Source organism: Acidobacteriota bacterium (assembly GCA_016716715.1).
GTDB lineage: Bacteria > Acidobacteriota > Thermoanaerobaculia > UBA5066 > UBA5066 > Fen-183.
Genome location: JADJVE010000019.1, coordinates 125,095 through 140,047, shown reverse-complemented (window position 1 = coordinate 140,047; position 14,953 = coordinate 125,095). Strand labels below are relative to the sequence as shown.

16 protein-coding genes and 1 tRNA gene are annotated in these 14,953 nt (G+C 69.7%); 10 read left to right on the top strand and 7 right to left on the bottom strand.

Annotated elements, in window-relative coordinates:
• Positions 1-35: 35 nt before the first annotated feature.
• Complete coding sequence (locus IPL89_18170; GenBank protein ID MBK9065078.1) at positions 36-1,634, bottom strand: hypothetical protein; 1,599 nt, start codon at positions 1,632-1,634, stop codon at positions 36-38.
• 24 nt (positions 1,635-1,658) lie between these two features.
• Here IPL89_18170 and hpt point away from each other — a divergent pair, with 24 nt between their 5' ends.
• The 5 genes from hpt to IPL89_18145 all read left to right on the top strand — a co-directional run bounded on the left by hpt (position 1,659) and on the right by IPL89_18145 (position 6,662).
• Complete coding sequence (hpt, locus tag IPL89_18165) at positions 1,659-2,189, top strand: hypoxanthine phosphoribosyltransferase (protein ID MBK9065077.1); 531 nt, start codon at positions 1,659-1,661, stop codon at positions 2,187-2,189.
• Entirely contained in the window at positions 2,186-2,572 is a 387-nt protein-coding gene (locus IPL89_18160) for a RidA family protein (protein MBK9065076.1), read from the top strand. The genes hpt and IPL89_18160 overlap by 4 nt, the downstream gene beginning before the upstream one ends.
• Positions 2,573-2,612: 40 nt before the next feature.
• Positions 2,613-3,086, top strand: a complete 474-nt coding sequence (locus tag IPL89_18155) for a hypothetical protein (protein MBK9065075.1) — start codon at positions 2,613-2,615, stop codon at positions 3,084-3,086.
• An 11-nt stretch (positions 3,087-3,097) separates the two neighbouring features.
• Positions 3,098-5,908: a hypothetical protein gene (locus IPL89_18150; GenBank protein ID MBK9065074.1), complete on the top strand. Its 2,811-nt coding sequence runs from the start codon at positions 3,098-3,100 to the stop codon at positions 5,906-5,908.
• A 67-nt stretch (positions 5,909-5,975) separates the two neighbouring features.
• Positions 5,976-6,662, top strand: a complete 687-nt coding sequence (locus tag IPL89_18145) for a hypothetical protein (protein ID MBK9065073.1) — start codon at positions 5,976-5,978, stop codon at positions 6,660-6,662.
• Positions 6,663-6,678: 16 nt separating this feature from the next.
• On the opposite strand, the gene IPL89_18140 is transcribed toward IPL89_18145, so the two are convergent.
• A complete protein-coding gene (locus IPL89_18140; protein MBK9065072.1) occupies positions 6,679-7,725 on the bottom strand; it encodes an aminotransferase class I/II-fold pyridoxal phosphate-dependent enzyme in 1,047 nt (348 codons plus the stop codon).
• 7 nt (positions 7,726-7,732) lie between these two features.
• Complete coding sequence (locus IPL89_18135) at positions 7,733-8,218, bottom strand: hypothetical protein (GenBank protein ID MBK9065071.1); 486 nt, start codon at positions 8,216-8,218, stop codon at positions 7,733-7,735.
• Positions 8,219-8,238: 20 nt separating this feature from the next.
• Here IPL89_18135 and IPL89_18130 point away from each other — a divergent pair, with 20 nt between their 5' ends.
• Positions 8,239-8,913 (top strand): MBL fold metallo-hydrolase, encoded by a 675-nt coding sequence (locus IPL89_18130; GenBank protein ID MBK9065070.1) that lies wholly within the window; start codon positions 8,239-8,241, stop codon positions 8,911-8,913.
• Positions 8,914-8,934: 21 nt separating this feature from the next.
• Positions 8,935-9,603: a hypothetical protein gene (locus IPL89_18125; GenBank protein MBK9065069.1), complete on the top strand. Its 669-nt coding sequence runs from the start codon at positions 8,935-8,937 to the stop codon at positions 9,601-9,603.
• Here IPL89_18125 and IPL89_18120 read toward each other — a convergent pair.
• Together IPL89_18120 and IPL89_18115 are read right to left on the bottom strand one after the other, a co-directional pair.
• Positions 9,588-9,782 carry a (2Fe-2S)-binding protein gene (locus IPL89_18120; GenBank protein ID MBK9065068.1) on the bottom strand — a complete coding sequence of 65 codons (195 nt, stop codon included), beginning with the start codon at positions 9,780-9,782 and terminating at the stop codon, positions 9,588-9,590. The genes IPL89_18125 and IPL89_18120 overlap by 16 nt on opposite strands.
• Before the next feature lie 44 nt (positions 9,783-9,826).
• Positions 9,827-10,339, bottom strand: a complete 513-nt coding sequence (locus tag IPL89_18115; GenBank protein MBK9065067.1) for a peptide deformylase — start codon at positions 10,337-10,339, stop codon at positions 9,827-9,829.
• A gap of 82 nt (positions 10,340-10,421) precedes the next feature.
• Between IPL89_18115 and IPL89_18110 the strand changes: the two genes are divergently transcribed.
• Positions 10,422-11,285, top strand: a complete 864-nt coding sequence (locus IPL89_18110) for a diacylglycerol kinase family lipid kinase (GenBank protein ID MBK9065066.1) — start codon at positions 10,422-10,424, stop codon at positions 11,283-11,285.
• Here IPL89_18110 and IPL89_18105 read toward each other — a convergent pair.
• Positions 11,286-11,361, bottom strand: a tRNA-Phe gene (locus tag IPL89_18105).
• Positions 11,362-11,665: 304 nt separating this feature from the next.
• Here IPL89_18105 and IPL89_18100 point away from each other — a divergent pair.
• Both IPL89_18100 and IPL89_18095 read left to right on the top strand, forming a co-directional pair.
• Entirely contained in the window at positions 11,666-12,433 is a 768-nt protein-coding gene (locus IPL89_18100; protein MBK9065065.1) for a hypothetical protein, read from the top strand.
• The gene (locus tag IPL89_18095) at positions 12,433-14,244 is read left to right on the top strand and encodes a thioredoxin family protein (GenBank protein ID MBK9065064.1); all 1,812 of its coding nucleotides are present in this window, start codon (positions 12,433-12,435) and stop codon (positions 14,242-14,244) included. The genes IPL89_18100 and IPL89_18095 overlap by 1 nt, the downstream gene beginning before the upstream one ends.
• On the opposite strand, the gene rnc is transcribed toward IPL89_18095, so the two are convergent.
• Positions 14,222-14,947 carry a ribonuclease III gene (gene rnc / locus IPL89_18090; GenBank protein MBK9065063.1) on the bottom strand — a complete coding sequence of 242 codons (726 nt, stop codon included), beginning with the start codon at positions 14,945-14,947 and terminating at the stop codon, positions 14,222-14,224. The genes IPL89_18095 and rnc overlap by 23 nt on opposite strands.
• Between the last annotated feature and the right edge of the window lie 6 nt (positions 14,948-14,953).

Sequence of the window (14,953 nt, the reverse complement as noted above, 5' to 3'; positions counted from 1 at the left end):
AGGCGGATTAAACCACCTCGCCGCGCCCCGGCGCGCTACTCGCCGCCGAGCGAGCTGTAGAGGAGCCAGAGGCCCGCGAAGGCCCTGAGGTGCCGGAATCGCGAGCGCGTGATCTGCTTCCAGGCCGCGCGGTCGCTCTCGGCCGCGAGAAGGGCCTCGCGGAACGTCCGGTCGACCTCCCGGGCGCGGACGAGGCACTTTCCCGCCGGCGCGATCGTGGCGTCCGAGGCCGACGACTCGCCCACCTCCTGCACGAGGTCGCGGAGCTTCTGCGCCTCCTCGTCCATCCGGCACCGGAGAACGGCCCCGTTGAAAAAGAGGCGCTCGTGGGCCGTGATTGGCTCGGAGTCCGGCTCGTGATTCGCGCGGGTGACGCGGAGCGCCGCACGCACCTCCCAGTTTTCGAGGCGCGCCGAGGGGTCCGCCACGGACGGCCCGCCGCCCGAGCGCACGAGGTCCACGGCCGACAGGATTCGCCGCGCCGTCTCGCTCGTGACCCGGTCGTTCTCGGCCCTCCACCCCGCGATGCTCTTCGGCACGGGCGTCGATCCGGAGACCGCGGCCTTGCGGCGGCGCACGCCGCTTCCGCTCCGCCCGCCGCCGGAGCGGCCCGCGGTCGAGTCGGACCCGATGTCGAGCTCGTCGGCGGCCGCCGGGTCGAGCCGGGCGAGGAGGCGGTGGAGGGACTCCTTCAGTCGCTTGACGTCGCGGGGCCTCACGCCGTGCTTGCGGCTGGCCTTCTCGAACTCGTCCTTGTCCTTGCGGAAGCGCTCGAGGTCCTCGCGGAACTCGGCGCTCATGAAGCGCGTGTCCTTCTCGAGGTCCTTCTCCTTGGCGATGACGTCGCGCGACGCCGTGAGAATGCGCCGCTCCTCTTCCTTGTAGAGGAGCTGGAACTTCTTCTTGAACGCGACGTTCGAGGCGAGGACGGCCTCCATGACCTCGGCCGAGTAGAACGCGGCGCCGAGCCGGTGCTTGAGCGTGCGGAGGTTCTCGAGCGTCTTCTTCTTCGTGAGGTCCTCGAACCGCTCGCAGGCGTCGAGGTCCCGGCGCAGCAGGTCGAGCAGCGTGACGACGGACTGGACCTCCGAGGGCGCGATCGGCGGGCGGGCCGTGAGGCCGAGCAGGGCGCCCGAGAGCTTCTCGAGGTCGGCCGCGGGCTTCAGGACGATCTCGCCGTCCGCGTCCTTCGCGGTGCCGAGGCGCGTGAGGAGGAAGTCGACCTTGTCCATCTCGTCCGGTCCGAGGCTGCCGGCGTAGTAGTAGAACTTCAGGATCGAAAGGAGCAGCTCCTCGTCGCCCGCCTTCACGCGCTCGAAGAACTGCCGGAGCGTGCTCGGGGGGATGAGGCGGTCGTCGTCCGCGAGCGCGGCGTGCAGGCCGTCCAGCTCGCCGTCGAGCCGCTGCATCGCGGCCTTCGTCGCGTCCTCGGGCTCGACGCCCTTCGTCTCCTTGATGCGCTTGATCTGCTCGTAGAGGGGCGCGAACGGAACGTCGGGCAGGGGCGCTCCCTTCAGGCTCGTGCGGTGCACGCCCTGCAGGAACTGGTGGAACATCCAGAGGGCCTTGAACTTCTCCGACAGGCGGGCGTATGCCCGGGAAACGCTCTCAGGCTCGCGTTCTGGTTCGCTCACGATGACCACCTATTCTACGATGATATCTTCCGCGCCGTGATCGACCACATCCTGCTCTCCGAAGAGACCATCGCCCGGCGCCTCGACGTCCTCGCGAAGGAGATCGACGCCCGCTACGTCGGCAAGGACCTCCTCGCGGTCGGAGTCCTGAAGGGATCCGTCTTCTTCCTGACCGACCTCCTGAAGCGGCTGAACGTGCCCGTCGCCGTCGACTTCATGCAGGTGCGCTCCTACGCGGGCACGAGCTCGTCGGGCAACATCCAGCTCCTCAAGGACCTCTCGATGGACGTCGCGGGCAAGGACGTCCTGCTGTTCGAGGACGTCGTCGACACGGGCCTCACGCTCCGCAAGATCCTCGAGCTTCTCTCGTCGCGCGGCCCGCGCTCGCTCGGGATCGCCGCGCTGCTCAAGAAGAAGCTCCCCGAGAATCGCGACATCCCCGTGGACTTCCTCGGCTTCGAAATCGGCCCCGAGTTCGTCGTGGGCTACGGCCTCGACCTCGACGAGAAATACCGGAATCTGCCGCACGTGGCGGTCTGGGACCCGAAGAAATGAGCGACTTCAAGACCATCGCCGTCGACAACGCCCCGAAGGCCATCGGACCCTACGCGCAGGGCATCGCCGCCGGAGGCTTCCTCTTCACCGCCGGGCAGACGCCGCTCGATCCCGCGACGATGAAGCTCGTCGAAGGCGACGTCGCCGCGCAGACGACGCGCGTCCTCGACAACCTCGAGGCCGTGCTGAAGGGCGCCGGTCTGACGTTCGCGGACGTCGTCAAGGCGGGAGTCTTCCTCGTGGACATGGGCGACTTCGCGAAGATGAACGAGGTCTTCGCGGCGCGCTTCGGGAGCCACCGTCCGGCGCGCACGACCGTGCAGGTCGCGGGCCTTCCCGCCAGCGCCCGGGTGGAGATCGACCTCGTCGCAAAGCTACACTAGGGGTTCGCGTCGGCGCGGACGGCGGCGGGAGGAGATTTCCATGAAGAGTACCCGTGCAATCCTTGTCTTGTCCGCACTCCTCTCCCTCCCCGCTTTCGCGGACGAACCCGCGCCGTCTTCCACGCCCGCCGCGACCCCCGCGGCTCCGGCCGTGAAGACCGAGGCGAAGAAGGCCGCGAAGAAAGCTGCGCCGCTGCCCGCGGCGGGCTCCGCGAACATGATCGTCACGAAGGACGCCGAAACCGGCGAGCTGCGCCCGGCTACGCCGGCGGAGCGCGAGAAGCTCCTCGGCCGGCAGCCGCTGGCGGCTCCCGAGCACAAGGTCGTCACGCTGCCGGACGGAAGCGTGATGGTCGAGCTCGGCGAGGCCGACCGGTCCTACGCCGTCGCGACGAAGAACCCGGACGGCACGATCTCGCGCACCTGCGTCCACGGCGCCGCGGAGGCCGCGAAGGCCGTCGCGTCGCCCGCCCCCGCCGCGGCCCCCGCGCCGGCGCCGAAGACGGACCGCTGAGGAAGGCGCCGATGAAGACGCACCTCCTCCGGGCCACCCTCGCCCTCGCGCTCGGGGCCGCCGCCCTGCCGCTTCCAGCGGCCGAATTCCAGATCGTGGTGGCGGACGCCGCCGGCGTCGGCTTCAACGATCCGACTCCCGCGACTCCGGTCGGCGGCAACACGGGAACGACGATCGGCGCGCAGCGCCTCGTCGTCTTCCAGGAGGCCGCGCGCGTCTGGGGCGCGCTTCTCCCCTCCAACGTGACGATCAAGGTCAACTCCAGCTTTTCGGCCCTCACGTGCAGCTCCACGACCGCCGTCCTCGGTTCGGCGGGCGCGACGACCGTGCACGCGAACTTCGCGGGGGCGCCCGTCGCGAACACCTGGTACAACAAGCCCGAGGCCGACAAGCACAGCGGGACGTTCCTCGGCACGAACGCGGCGTCGATCAACGCGCAGTTCAACAGCGAGCTCGGAAAGACGGGCTGCCTGACCGGCACGTTCTTCTACCTCGGCCTCGACAACAACCACGGCTCGAACGTCAACCTCCTCACCGTCCTCCTCCACGAGTTCGGGCACGGCCTCGGGTTCACCTCCTCGGCGAACTCGAGCGGGAAGTTCATTGGCTCGGGCTCGAACCAGTATCCCGGCGCATTCGACCGCTTCCTCTACGACGCCACCGCCGGCAAGACGTGGGACCAGATGGCGACGGACGCCGACCGCGTGACCTCGGGAACGAACACCGGAAAGCTCGTGTGGAACGGCCCGAACGCGACCACGTACGCGAAGGCGAACATGGGCCGCAAGGCCACGCTCGTCGTGACGGCGCCCGCCGGCTCGGCGGGCACCTACGCCGTCGGCACCGCCGACTTCGGCGCCTCCCCCGCCGTCGTTTCCGTCTCGGGCCCCGTCGTGCTCGCGACGGACGCCGCGGACGCCGCCGGGCCGCTGACGACGGACGGCTGCAGCGCGATCACGAACGCCTCCGCCGTCGCGGGGAAGATCGCCCTCGTCGACCGCGGGACGTGCAACTTCACCGTAAAGGCGAAAAACGTCCAGAACGCCGGCGCGATCGGGTTGATCGTCGCCGACTGGGATCCGACGGTCGGCGTCGCCGGCATGTCCGGCACCGACGCGACGGTCACCATCCCCTCGGTGCGCGTGGTTTTCGACGACGGGAACAGGCTGAAGGCGGCGCTCCCGACCGCGGCCACGATCGGCCCCGACCCGGTCGTCCTCGCGGGCACGGACGCCTCCGGCCGCCTGCTCATGTACGCGCCGAACCCGTTCGAGGGCGGCTCGTCCGTTTCGCACTTCGACACGAGCGCCTCCCCGAACCTCCTCATGGAGCCGAACATCAGCAGCGACCTCCCGATCGCGACGGACGCGACGCTCTCGCTGTTCCGCGACATCGGCTGGTTCGAGGGCTCGACGGCCCTCCCCACGGCGTGGATCCTCCCGTCCAGCGCGCACGCGCAGGGCGCGAACGGCGCCTTCTACAAGACGGACCTCACCGTCTCGAACGCGGGCTCGGTCGCTGCGAACCTCACGCTGAAGTTCCTCGGCCACGACGGGGACGGCCGCACGGGCGCGGAGGTCACGCGCGTCGTCCAGGCCGGACAGACCGTCACCTACACGGACGTCCTCGCCTCGCTCTTCGGAGTCTCGAGCGGGTTCGGTGCGCTCCGGATCAACGCCGACACGAACAACCTCAGGATCGTGAGCCAGACCTCCACGCCGCCGCCCTCGGGCGTCGGCACGTTCGGCCAGGCCGTGCCCGCGGCCACGGGGAACGATTTCGTCACGACGGCGGCGGCGAAGGCGCTCTTCTCCCTCCGGCAGGACGCGGCGTTCCGGACGAATGCCGTCATCGCGAACGCGACGGAGGCCGCGGCGCACGTGGACCTCGCGCTCTTCAACTCCTCGGGCGTGCAGATCGGGAGCGGCTCCGCCGACCTGAACCCGCTCGAGATGCGGCAGATCAGCGGGGTCGTCACGAACCTCGGCGGGCCCGACGGCACGAAGGACGCGTTCCTCGTCGTGTCGACGCCGACCGCCGACGCCCGCATCGCGACGTACGCCGCCGTGATCGACCAGACGACGAACGACCCGCGCACGATCCTGCCCGCGACGCTCGGGACGCTCGGGACGAACGGCGCGTGGGTGCTCCCGTCCAGCGCGCACGCCCAGGGCGCGAACAACGCGTTCTACACGACGGATCTCACGATCGGGAACGCCGGCACGGCCGCCGCGACCGTGACGCTCAAGTTCCTCGGCCACGACCAGGACGGCAGCGGCGGCCCCGAAGTGATCAAGACGATCCCGGCGAACTCCGTCGCCACGTACACGGACGTCCTCGGATCGGTCTTCGGCGTTTCCAGCGGCTTCGGGGCGATTCTCGTCACGTCGACCTCACAGAACCTCAAGGTCCTGAGCCAGACGTCGACGCCCCCGCCGAGCCTCGTCGGGACGTTCGGCCAGTCGGTTCCCGCGGCCGGCGCGGCGGATTTCGTGACGCTGGCGGCGCCGAAAACGCTCGTCGGCCTGCGGCAGGATTCGGCCTTCCGGACGAATGCCGTCATCGCGAATGCGACCGCTCTGCCCACGCACGTCGACCTCGTCCTCAAGTCCGAGGGCGGCGCGGTGATCGGCTCGGGGTCGGCGGACCTCCTCCCGTACGAGATGCGGCAGATCGGCGCCGTCGTCACGGCGCTCGGCGCGCCCGACGGCACCGCGAACGCGGCTCTCGTCGTCTCGACGACCACGGGCGGCGCGCGCATCGCGACCTACGCCGCGATCATCGACCAGAAGACGAACGACCCGAGGACCGTCCTGCCCTGACGTGAATCCGAAGCGCCCTTGACGGGGCGCCCTGGCGGCACGACCTTGCAAGAGGGGTCGTGCCGCCATGAATCACTCTCTCTCACACGCGGCCGTGGTGGCCTGCATGTGCGCCGGTTCGCTCTCCGCCACGCAGCCACGGCCGGTTCCCACGCCCACGCCGACGGCGGATTCCGTGCGCCTTCGTGCGCTCCGGTCGGCCTTCGAGGCGGCGCGGCCGTTCCCGGTGACTCAAGCCTCCCTGCAGCAGCTCGTCGACCGGCAATTGGCCCTGCCGGCGAAACTGACGGGCGCACAGGCGGCGCAGATGCAACAGATCGCTCAGCTCGCCCGGAGGGGACCTTCGCCTTCTCTTCAGCGGAACTGGGAACAGCTCCTCCGGAGCCTGCCGAAGGAGACGACGGCCTCGGACGTGGAAACCCTGATGCAGTGGCTCCTCCGCGAGACCTACCGGGAGACGGCCGAAGACCTTCGTTCCGCCGCGGAAAAGGTGAAGAAGACCAACGGGACGAAAGCAGCGATCCGATCCGACCTCGAGAAAGCCCGTTCCAGGACCCCCGCCAGCGGGACGGCCGACGCGTCCGTCAAGCAGCTCGAGGTCCGGCTGAATCAGGCTGGCGACGACGCCCAACTCGCCAACGTCGACCTTCAGAACGTACTCCAGAAGGCGCAGCAATTCGTGTCGATGCTGTCGGAGATTTCGAAGATGATCAGCGACTCCACGATGGCAGTCCTGCGCAATATGGGAGGGTAGGCAGGCGCCCCGGGGCTCAGTGACCCTTCGCGATCTCGCCGAAGGCGCGGAGCGCGCGCTCGACGTCGATGTCGTTGACGTCGGCGTGCGTGACCATCCGGATCGCGTTCGAGCCGCCCGAGCCGGTGAGGACGCCGCGATCGGCGAGGCGGGTGATGAGTGATTCCGCGTCGCCCCACTTGTCGTCGAAGGAAAACCGCAGGATGTTCGTCTCGACCTCGCTCGGGTCGATCCTTATGCCGCGCAAGCCCGCGAGCCCCGCCGCGAGCTTCGTCGCCCGCGCGTGGTCCTCCGGCAGGCGGCTGCGCTCCTCCTCGAGCGCGACGAGCGCCGCGGCCGCGATGACGCCCACCTGACGCATCCCGCCGCCGAAGAGCTTGCGCACGCGCCGCGCCTCGGCGATGAAGTCCTTCGATCCCGAGACCGCGCTCCCGACCGGGGCCCTCAGCCCCTTCGAGAAGCACGTCATGACCGAGTCGAAGCCGGCCGCGAGCGACGCTTCCGTCACGCCGAGCGCCGCGGCGGCGTTCCAGAGGCGCGCGCCGTCGAGGTGGACCTTGAGTCCGTGCTGCTTCGCGAGCGCCAGGAGCGGCTCCGTCGCCTCGCGCGGCGTCACGGTGCCGCCCGCGCCGTTGTGCGTGTTCTCGAGCGCCAGGACGGACGTGCGCGGCAGGTAATAGACGGACTCGGGCCTGATCCACGCGGCGACCTGATCCGGCGTGATCCGCCCGCGGACGCCGTCGACCGGGCGCGGCAGGAGCCCCGACAGCGCCGCCATCCCCGCCATCTCGTAGTGGAAGATGTGGCAGCGGCTCTCGAGGATGACCTCCGTGCCCGGGCGCGCGTGGACGCGCAGCGAGAGCTGGTTGCCCATCGAGCCGGTCGGGACGAACAGAGCCGCCTCGTGCCCGAGGACCTCGGCGGTCTTTTCCTCGAGGCGGCGGACGGTCGGGTCTTCCCCGTAGACGTCGTCGCCGACCTCGGCCTCGGCCATGGCCTGCCGCATGCGCGGCGTGGGCTTCGTGACGGTGTCGGAGCGGAAGTCGGAGACGTGGGCGCTCATGCCCCGATCATCCCAGAACGAGCGCGGCGAGGGCGAGAAGGAAGCCGAGGAAATCGATTTTGCTCCCGCGCGCACGAGCAGCGTCGCGGCGGGCATGCCAGGGCGCTCGAAGATTTTCTTCGAAGGTGGAAGAGCGCTCGTCGTAGTACCGGGCCTTCGGCGCCACGACCATGACGGCATAGACCAGCGATGCGAGGAGCACGAAGATCGTCACGGCCCGCCAGACGTGCCGCGGCGGCAGCGAACTTCCCATGACCTGGACTTCCAGCAGGACGCCCACGAGCAGGGAGCCCGCAGCCACGAATCGTGCCCGCCCGAGGCGCTCTCTCCCCTCTTCACCTTCTAAGAAAATCTTCCTCTTCTCTTTCTCTTTCTCCTCTTCCCCTCTCGTCATCCAGCCGAAAAAGCGGGCCAGGGGGATGCCCACGAAGACGGAGAGGCCCAGCGCCACGAGGACGCGGGAAGCCTCGAGCGGAAGATCGGAAAGGGGCATTTCGCGAGTCTAGCGGGATAATGGGGGCGCACATGGGCCTCTACCTCATCGAGACGTTCCCCGTCGGGCCGCTCGCGTGCAACTGCGCGATCCTCGCCGACCCCACGACGCGGGAGGCCGTTGTCGTGGATCCCGGCGACGAGCCGGACCGCATCCTCGAGACGCTCTCCGGCGCCGGCCTGAAGGCCATCGCGCTCGTGCACACGCACGCCCACTTCGACCACGTGGGCTGCTCGGGGCTTCTCAAGCGCATCACGGGCGCGCCCATCTACATGCACGAGGACGACCGGCCCCTCTACCAGAACCTCGACGAGCAGGGTAAAGCGTTCGGGATCACCTTGGAGAAGCCCGGAATCATCGACCGGCTCCTCGTCCACGGGGACCGGATCCCGGTCGGCTCGGGCACGCTCCACGTCCTCCACACCCCAGGCCACACGCCGGGCAGCCTGTCGTTCCGGATGGAGGGCGCGGAGGGGGACGTCCTGTTCTCGGGCGACACGCTCTTCCGGCGCTCGATCGGGCGGACGGACCTCTGGGGCGGCTCGCAGGAGCAGATCCTCGACTCGATCCGGCGCGAGCTGCTGACGCTGCCGGGCGGCCTGCGGGTGATCCCCGGCCACGGCCCGGACACGACGATCGCCGAGGAGGGCCGCCGCAACCCCTTCGTCGGGGATCCCGGCTACAAGCCCGCCTGACCTGATTTATCATTCCCGCACATGAGACTCACGTACGAAGAGAGCGCGGGGCTCCTGCACAAGTTCTGGTCGGGCGAGCCGGTGCCGTCTCCGAAGACGGGCAGGCCGATGCGTGCCTTCTTCGTCGAGCGCACGTTCGCGCCGCAGGTCGTCATGATCGGGACGAAGGGCGAGCACTTCCGCTTCGACCAGAAGCCGCGTCAGATCGTGTTTTCGGCGTCGCACATCAAGTCGATGGTCCGCGACGCCAAGGAGCGCGAGAACCCGGTCTGCCCGCAGGACTTCGAGGCGCTGTACGTCAAGCGCGTCCCCGCGACGCGATTCCCCGGCGAGTGGGACTGGACGTTCTGCTGCCCGAAGTGCCTCTCCTTCGGCACGTGGGAGTACACGGACAAGAAGGACGAATCCACGATCCCGCCGACGAAAAGGAAGGAAGAGGCTCCGCCGTTCCACGACGAGACGATCCCGCTCCCGAAGCGGATGGAGATGGCGAAGACCGGCGACCTCGCGCTGAAGCTCTACGCGGCAATGGCGCAGACCGACTGCACGGCCTGCGGGTACGACTGCGAGGGCTACGCGAAGGCGATCGCGAACGGCACCGAGAAGAACGTCACGCTCTGCGTGCCGGGCAAGGAAGAGACGGAAGACGTCGTCAAGAAGCTCATGGCGGGCACCTACACCTTCGCCTGAGCCTCCGCGAGCATCGCCTCGATCACGGGGCGGCAGCGCTCGCCCTGACACTCCCCCGTCGTGCAGCCCGTCGCCGTCGCGACGTCCTCGACGGTGCGCGCGCCGCGCGCGATCGCTTCCGTCACGCGCGGTCCCCGGATCGTGTTGCAGATACACACGGGGCGGAACTTCAGCAGCATGAGCTGGCGCTTCTCTTCGGTTGTGAGCGGGCGGGCCGCGGACATCAGAAGTCGACGGTGTAGCGGATCGACGTCCGGTCCCTGACCCGGTCGAGGTAGACGACGCCGTCGAGGTGGTCGCTCTCGTGCAGGACGACGCGCGCGTGGAAGCCCTCGGCGACGTACGTCACGGGCTTGCCGCTCGTATCGAGCGCCTTTACCCGGATCGCCTTCGGCCTCGGGACCTTCGCCGCGAGGAACGGCACCGAGAGGCAGGCTTCGAAGTCCTCCTCCTCGGCCGGGTCGAGGACGTCGAACGACGGGTTCACGAGGATGGTCGGCGGGATCTCGAGCACGTCCTTGCCGCGCTTCTCCCCGTGCACCTCGTAGAGGACGACGCGCAGGCCCGTCGAGACCTGCGGCGCGGCGAGGCCCGTGCCGTGGTACTCGATCATGGTTTCCATCATGTCCTCGAAGAATGGCTTGAGCCGCCCCTTCTTGAGGTCTGCGGGTTCGATCTCGGAGGCCCGCCGGCGGAGGATCGGCGAGCCGAGCTTGGCGACTCTGAGAATGGCCACGGGGGCATTGTAACGGCCCGTCCGCCTACAATCGGGCATCCGCACCGTCTTCGTCTTCAACCCCGCCGCCGGCAAGGGCCGCGTGGTCCGTGACCGTGACGCCATACACGCCGCGCTGGAGAAGGCGGGCGCGCACGGGACGTTCGTGGAGACCGAGCGGCCCGGCCACGGGATCACGCTGGCCGAGGACGCCGCGAAGGACGGCGCCGAGGCGGTCGTCGCGGTCGGCGGCGACGGCACCGTGAACGAGGTGGCGAACGGCCTCCTGCGGGTTCCGGAGGCGAGGCGCCCCATCTTCGGCGTCGTGCCGGACGGGACCGGCAACGACTACGGGTACCTGCTCGGCCTCAGGCCCGGCGACCTCGACGGCGCCGCGCGCGTCATCGCCGCCGGCGCCACGCGCGTCCTCGACGCGGGCGAGATGAACGGCCGCTTCTTCGCGAACGGCGTCGGCCTCGGCTTCGACGGCGCCGTCGCCGAGACGGCCGCGAAGGTGCGATACCTCAAGGGCTTTCCCGCCTACCTGTGGTCGGTCTTCGCCGTACTCAAGAGCTGGGAGAACTTCGAGCTGACGATGACGTGCGACGGCCGTACGATTTCCGGCCGCGCCCTCCTTGCGGCGGTCGCGAACGGGCCGCGCAGCGGCGGCGGGTTCCTCCTCGCGCCGGATGCGAACGCCGACGACGGCCAATTCGACGTCTGCCGCCTGGGCGATCTCGGGAAGCTCGAGGCGCTCCGCCACCTGCCGAAGGCGCTGGACGGCTCGCACGTGGGTCTGCCCTGGGTGACGATCCTGCGGGCCCGCGAGGTCGTTCTGGCGTCGGACCGGCCGCTCACGGCCCACATCGACGGGAACCTCGCGACCGGCGTTGCGCACCCCGAGCCTCTCCGGATCAGGATTCTTCCGCGCGCCCTGCGCGTCTTCGCGCCCGCCGGAAGGAAATGATGGTGCCCAGGGGCGGAGTTGAACCGCCGACACCGCGATTTTCAGTCGCGTGCTCTACCAACTGAGCTACCTAGGCACTCGGCACCACGCCCGGGCACGCCTCTTGCGGAGGGAATCGCCCCGGACGCCTGCGCGTTATAAGTGGCGCGCCTAGAATAGTCAACCGAAGGAACACGATGCTGATTTCCGCTCTCGCTCTCCTTGCTCAGCTTGTTCAGACGCCTCCGGCTGGGGGGGCCTCTATGCCGGCCCCCCCAGGCCCCCCGGCTACGGCCCCCCCTGAGAACCCCCCCGCTACTGGTTCAGCATTTGCCGGTGCCGCCGGCCTCGACGTGATCTGGGCCGCGACCCCGGAGCAGGCCCAGGAGAGCGCGCGGGGGATGAAGGACGGGCGGATCCTGTTCTTCTTCACCGACCCCGACTGCGGCGAGTGCAGCCGGATGCTCAAGATCATCGCGCCGTCCACCTCGTTCTACTCGTTCACGCGCGACAAGGTGCCGGTGCCCGTGCCCATCTCGACGCCCGAGGGCCTGAAGCTCGCGCAGAGGATGCGCGTCGTGGGGGTCCCGACGTGGATCGTAGCGACACCCGATCTCCTCGAATGCAGCCGGCAGGAGGGCGTCACGACTCAGCAGGGCTGGGTCAACACGTTCGTCGCCGGCGAGCGCTCCTGGGCCGAATTCCGGAGGGCCCAGGCCGCCGAGAACGCGAACCCCGCCAACGCCACGGCCGTCTACGAGGTCGCCAGGCAGCTGTTCCAGCGCGGCGCCCGGGAGCAGGCCGAGGGGCGCTTCCGCCGCCTCGCGGCCGACCCCGCCGTGGGCCCGGATATCCGCGAGCAGGCGAGCGCGTACGTCGCCTCGATCGACCTCGACGCGGGCCGCATCGACGACGCGGCGCGCATCCTCGACGAGCTCGTCAAGGACGCGAAGAACCCGCAGCTGCGCGAACGGGCCGAGCTCCGCCGGGCCGACGTCGACGTCGCCCGCGGGCGCCGGGACCTTGCCGCGTACCGCCTCCGGGAGTTCAAGAAAGCCCATCCGGACTCACCGCTCGCCGCCGAGGCCCAGGCGCTTCTCGACGCCTTGCAGGGCAAGCAGCCCGCCGCGCCGGCGCCGGCAGCGGCCCCGGCGGCAAAGGAGAAGTGATGTCCCCGATCCGAGGCCTCCTCGCGGCGGGCGCGATCGCCCTCGCCGCCGGCTCCGGCCGCGCGCCCGCACAGGGCATTCCGAAGTCGTCCGAGATCGTCGCGCCCAGGCTCGTGGCAGACGCCGACCGGCTCGTCGCCGGCAAGGCGTTCCGCCTCGCCGTCGTGGCCGACGTCAAGCCCGGCTGGCACGTGAACAGCCACACGCCGAAGGAAGACTTTCTGATCCCGACCGAGGTCAAGGTCACGCCCGTGCCGGGCTTGAAGCTCTCGGCCGTCGCGTACCCGAATCAGCTCGAACGAAAGTTCGCGTTCTCCGAGCAGAAGCTCGCCGTGTACGAGGGCCGGACCATCTTCGTGGTGCCCGGCGCCGTCGACGCCGCCGCCGCGCCCGGCCCGCGCACGATCAAGGCGGTCCTCGCATACCAGCCGTGCAACGACAACTCGTGTCTCCCGCCCGCGGAGCTCACGGCGACGCTCACGATCGAGGTCGTGAAGACGGGCGACACGAAGCCCGCGAACGCGGACGTCTTCTCACCGCCTCCCGCAGGCGGTGGCGCCCACGGGTCTGCGGCGATCGACGCCGGGTCGGGCAGCGGCGCGGCGTCCGGCGCCGCGCCGGGCGGCACGGCCGCCCTGCGCGAAGCGTGGAAGGTCGTGGGCGTCCCGACGATCCTCTTTCTCGGCCCCGACGGGAACGAGCGCGGGGGCCGCGTCGTCGGCTTCGAGCCGCCCGAGCAGTTCCTCGGCCGGATCGCCGGCGGCTCCCCTGAGGAGAGCGGCGGCCTCGCCGGCAAGTCCCTTCCCCTTCTCCTCGGCCTCGTCTTCGTCTCGGGGCTCGCCCTCAACCTCACGCCGTGCGTCTACCCGCTCATCCCGATCACGCTCGGCTTCTTCAGCCGGCAGAGCGGCGGGAAGAAGGGCGGCACTTTCGGGCTCGCGGTCGCCTACGTCCTCGGGATGAGCGTCACGTACTCGGCGCTCGGCGTCTTCGCGGCCCTCTCGGGCTCGCTCTTCGGCGCCTGGCTGCAGATGCCGGCGGTCCTCATGGGAATCGCGGCGATCGTCGTCGCGCTCGCGCTGTCGATGTTTGGGCTCTACGAGATCCAGGCTCCGCACTTCGTCACGGACCGCACGGGCTCGCAGGCCGGCGCCCTCGGCGCCCTCACGATGGGCCTCTTCGTCGGCTTCGTGGCGGCCCCCTGCATCGGGCCGTTCGTCCTGTCGCTCCTCACGTACGTCGCGGCGAAGGGCTCGGCGCCCCTCGGCTTCGCGCTCTTCTTCACGCTCGCGATGGGCCTCGGCCTGCCCTACCTCGTCCTCGGCACGGTCTCGGGCAGCCTCAAGGCGCTCCCGCGGTCGGGCGAGTGGATGACGGCCGTGAGGAAGGTCTTCGGCTTCGCGCTCCTCGCGCTCGCCGTCTACTTCCTGCGCCCGCTGCTCGCGCCCCGTGTCTACGAGCTCGGAGTCGCGCTGCCGCTCCTCGCAGGCGGAGTCTGGTTCCTCTTCTTCGAAAAGACCGGCTCCTCCCTCCGCGGCTTTGCGGCCGTGAAGGTCGCGATTGCGGTCTTACTCCTCGCCGCCGGCGCCGCGTTCGCGCTTCCGCGCAAGGCGGGCGCCGAGCTGAAGTTCACGCCCTACTCCGACGCGGCGGTCGCCGCGGCGAAGGCCGCCGGCAAGCCCGTGATGATCGACTTCTACGCGGACTGGTGTCTGCCGTGCAAGGAGCTCGACCACAAGACCTTCACGGACGCCCGGGTGCAGAAGGCGCTCGAGGGCTGGGTGCTGCTCAAGGCGGACCTGACCCGCTGAGCCGCTCGAGCATGGCGTCGGCCGCCCGGCTCTGCGCTTCCTTCTTGGAACTCCCTTCGCCGATCGCTCTCAGGGATTCTCCGAAGGCCACCTCGTAGACGAAGCGCCTTTCGTGCGCCGGGCCGGACTCCTCCACGAGACGGTAGAGAGGAAGTGGCAGCCCCTCTCCCTGCGCGCGCTCCTGAAGCGCGGTCTTGGGATCCCGACGGTGGAGACCGCCGAGGTCGAGCGCCACGATGTCCTCCTCGAAGATCCTCCGCGCGAAGGACCGTGCCTCGTCGAGGCCGGCGTCCAGCGCGAGCGCCGCGAAGACGGCTTCGAATGCGTCCGCGAGCCGCGCGTCGCGGTTCCTCCCGCCGGCGCGCTCCTCTCCCGGCGACAGCCGGAGCGCGGCGCCCAGGTCCATCCGGCGCGCGAGGTACGCGAAGTGGTTTTCCGATACGAGAACGGACCGCGCCTTCGACAGCGTGCCCTCGGTCTCGAGCGGGAACGCGTCGAAGAGCATCTCGGAGACGAGGTAGTTCAGGACGCTGTCACCCAGGAACTCGAGCGTCTCGTTGTCCTCGGCGTCCGCGTCGTCGTTCGCGAAGGAGGAATGCGTGAGCGCGCGGACCAGGAGCCGCCTGTCGCGAAAGCGCCGCCCCAGGACCCGCTCCACGGCGTCGAGCTCGTTCTCGCGGGTCGGGTGAGGGCTTTCGGTCATGTCGTC

Coding starts and splice junctions, on each gene's coding strand:
- IPL89_18160 (MBK9065076.1), top strand. CDS start 2,186: ATGAGCGACTTCAAGACCATCGCCGTCGACAACGCCCCGAAGGCCATC.
- IPL89_18155 (MBK9065075.1), top strand. CDS start 2,613: ATGAAGAGTACCCGTGCAATCCTTGTCTTGTCCGCACTCCTCTCCCTC.
- IPL89_18150 (MBK9065074.1), top strand. CDS start 3,098: ATGAAGACGCACCTCCTCCGGGCCACCCTCGCCCTCGCGCTCGGGGCC.
- IPL89_18145 (MBK9065073.1), top strand. CDS start 5,976: ATGAATCACTCTCTCTCACACGCGGCCGTGGTGGCCTGCATGTGCGCC.
- IPL89_18140 (MBK9065072.1), bottom strand. CDS start 7,725: ATGAGCGCCCACGTCTCCGACTTCCGCTCCGACACCGTCACGAAGCCC.
- IPL89_18135 (MBK9065071.1), bottom strand. CDS start 8,218: ATGCCCCTTTCCGATCTTCCGCTCGAGGCTTCCCGCGTCCTCGTGGCG.
- IPL89_18130 (MBK9065070.1), top strand. CDS start 8,239: ATGGGGGCGCACATGGGCCTCTACCTCATCGAGACGTTCCCCGTCGGG.
- IPL89_18125 (MBK9065069.1), top strand. CDS start 8,935: ATGAGACTCACGTACGAAGAGAGCGCGGGGCTCCTGCACAAGTTCTGG.
- IPL89_18120 (MBK9065068.1), bottom strand. CDS start 9,782: ATGCTGCTGAAGTTCCGCCCCGTGTGTATCTGCAACACGATCCGGGGA.
- IPL89_18100 (MBK9065065.1), top strand. CDS start 11,666: ATGAAGGACGGGCGGATCCTGTTCTTCTTCACCGACCCCGACTGCGGC.
- IPL89_18095 (MBK9065064.1), top strand. CDS start 12,433: ATGTCCCCGATCCGAGGCCTCCTCGCGGCGGGCGCGATCGCCCTCGCC.
- rnc (MBK9065063.1), bottom strand. CDS start 14,947: ATGACCGAAAGCCCTCACCCGACCCGCGAGAACGAGCTCGACGCCGTG.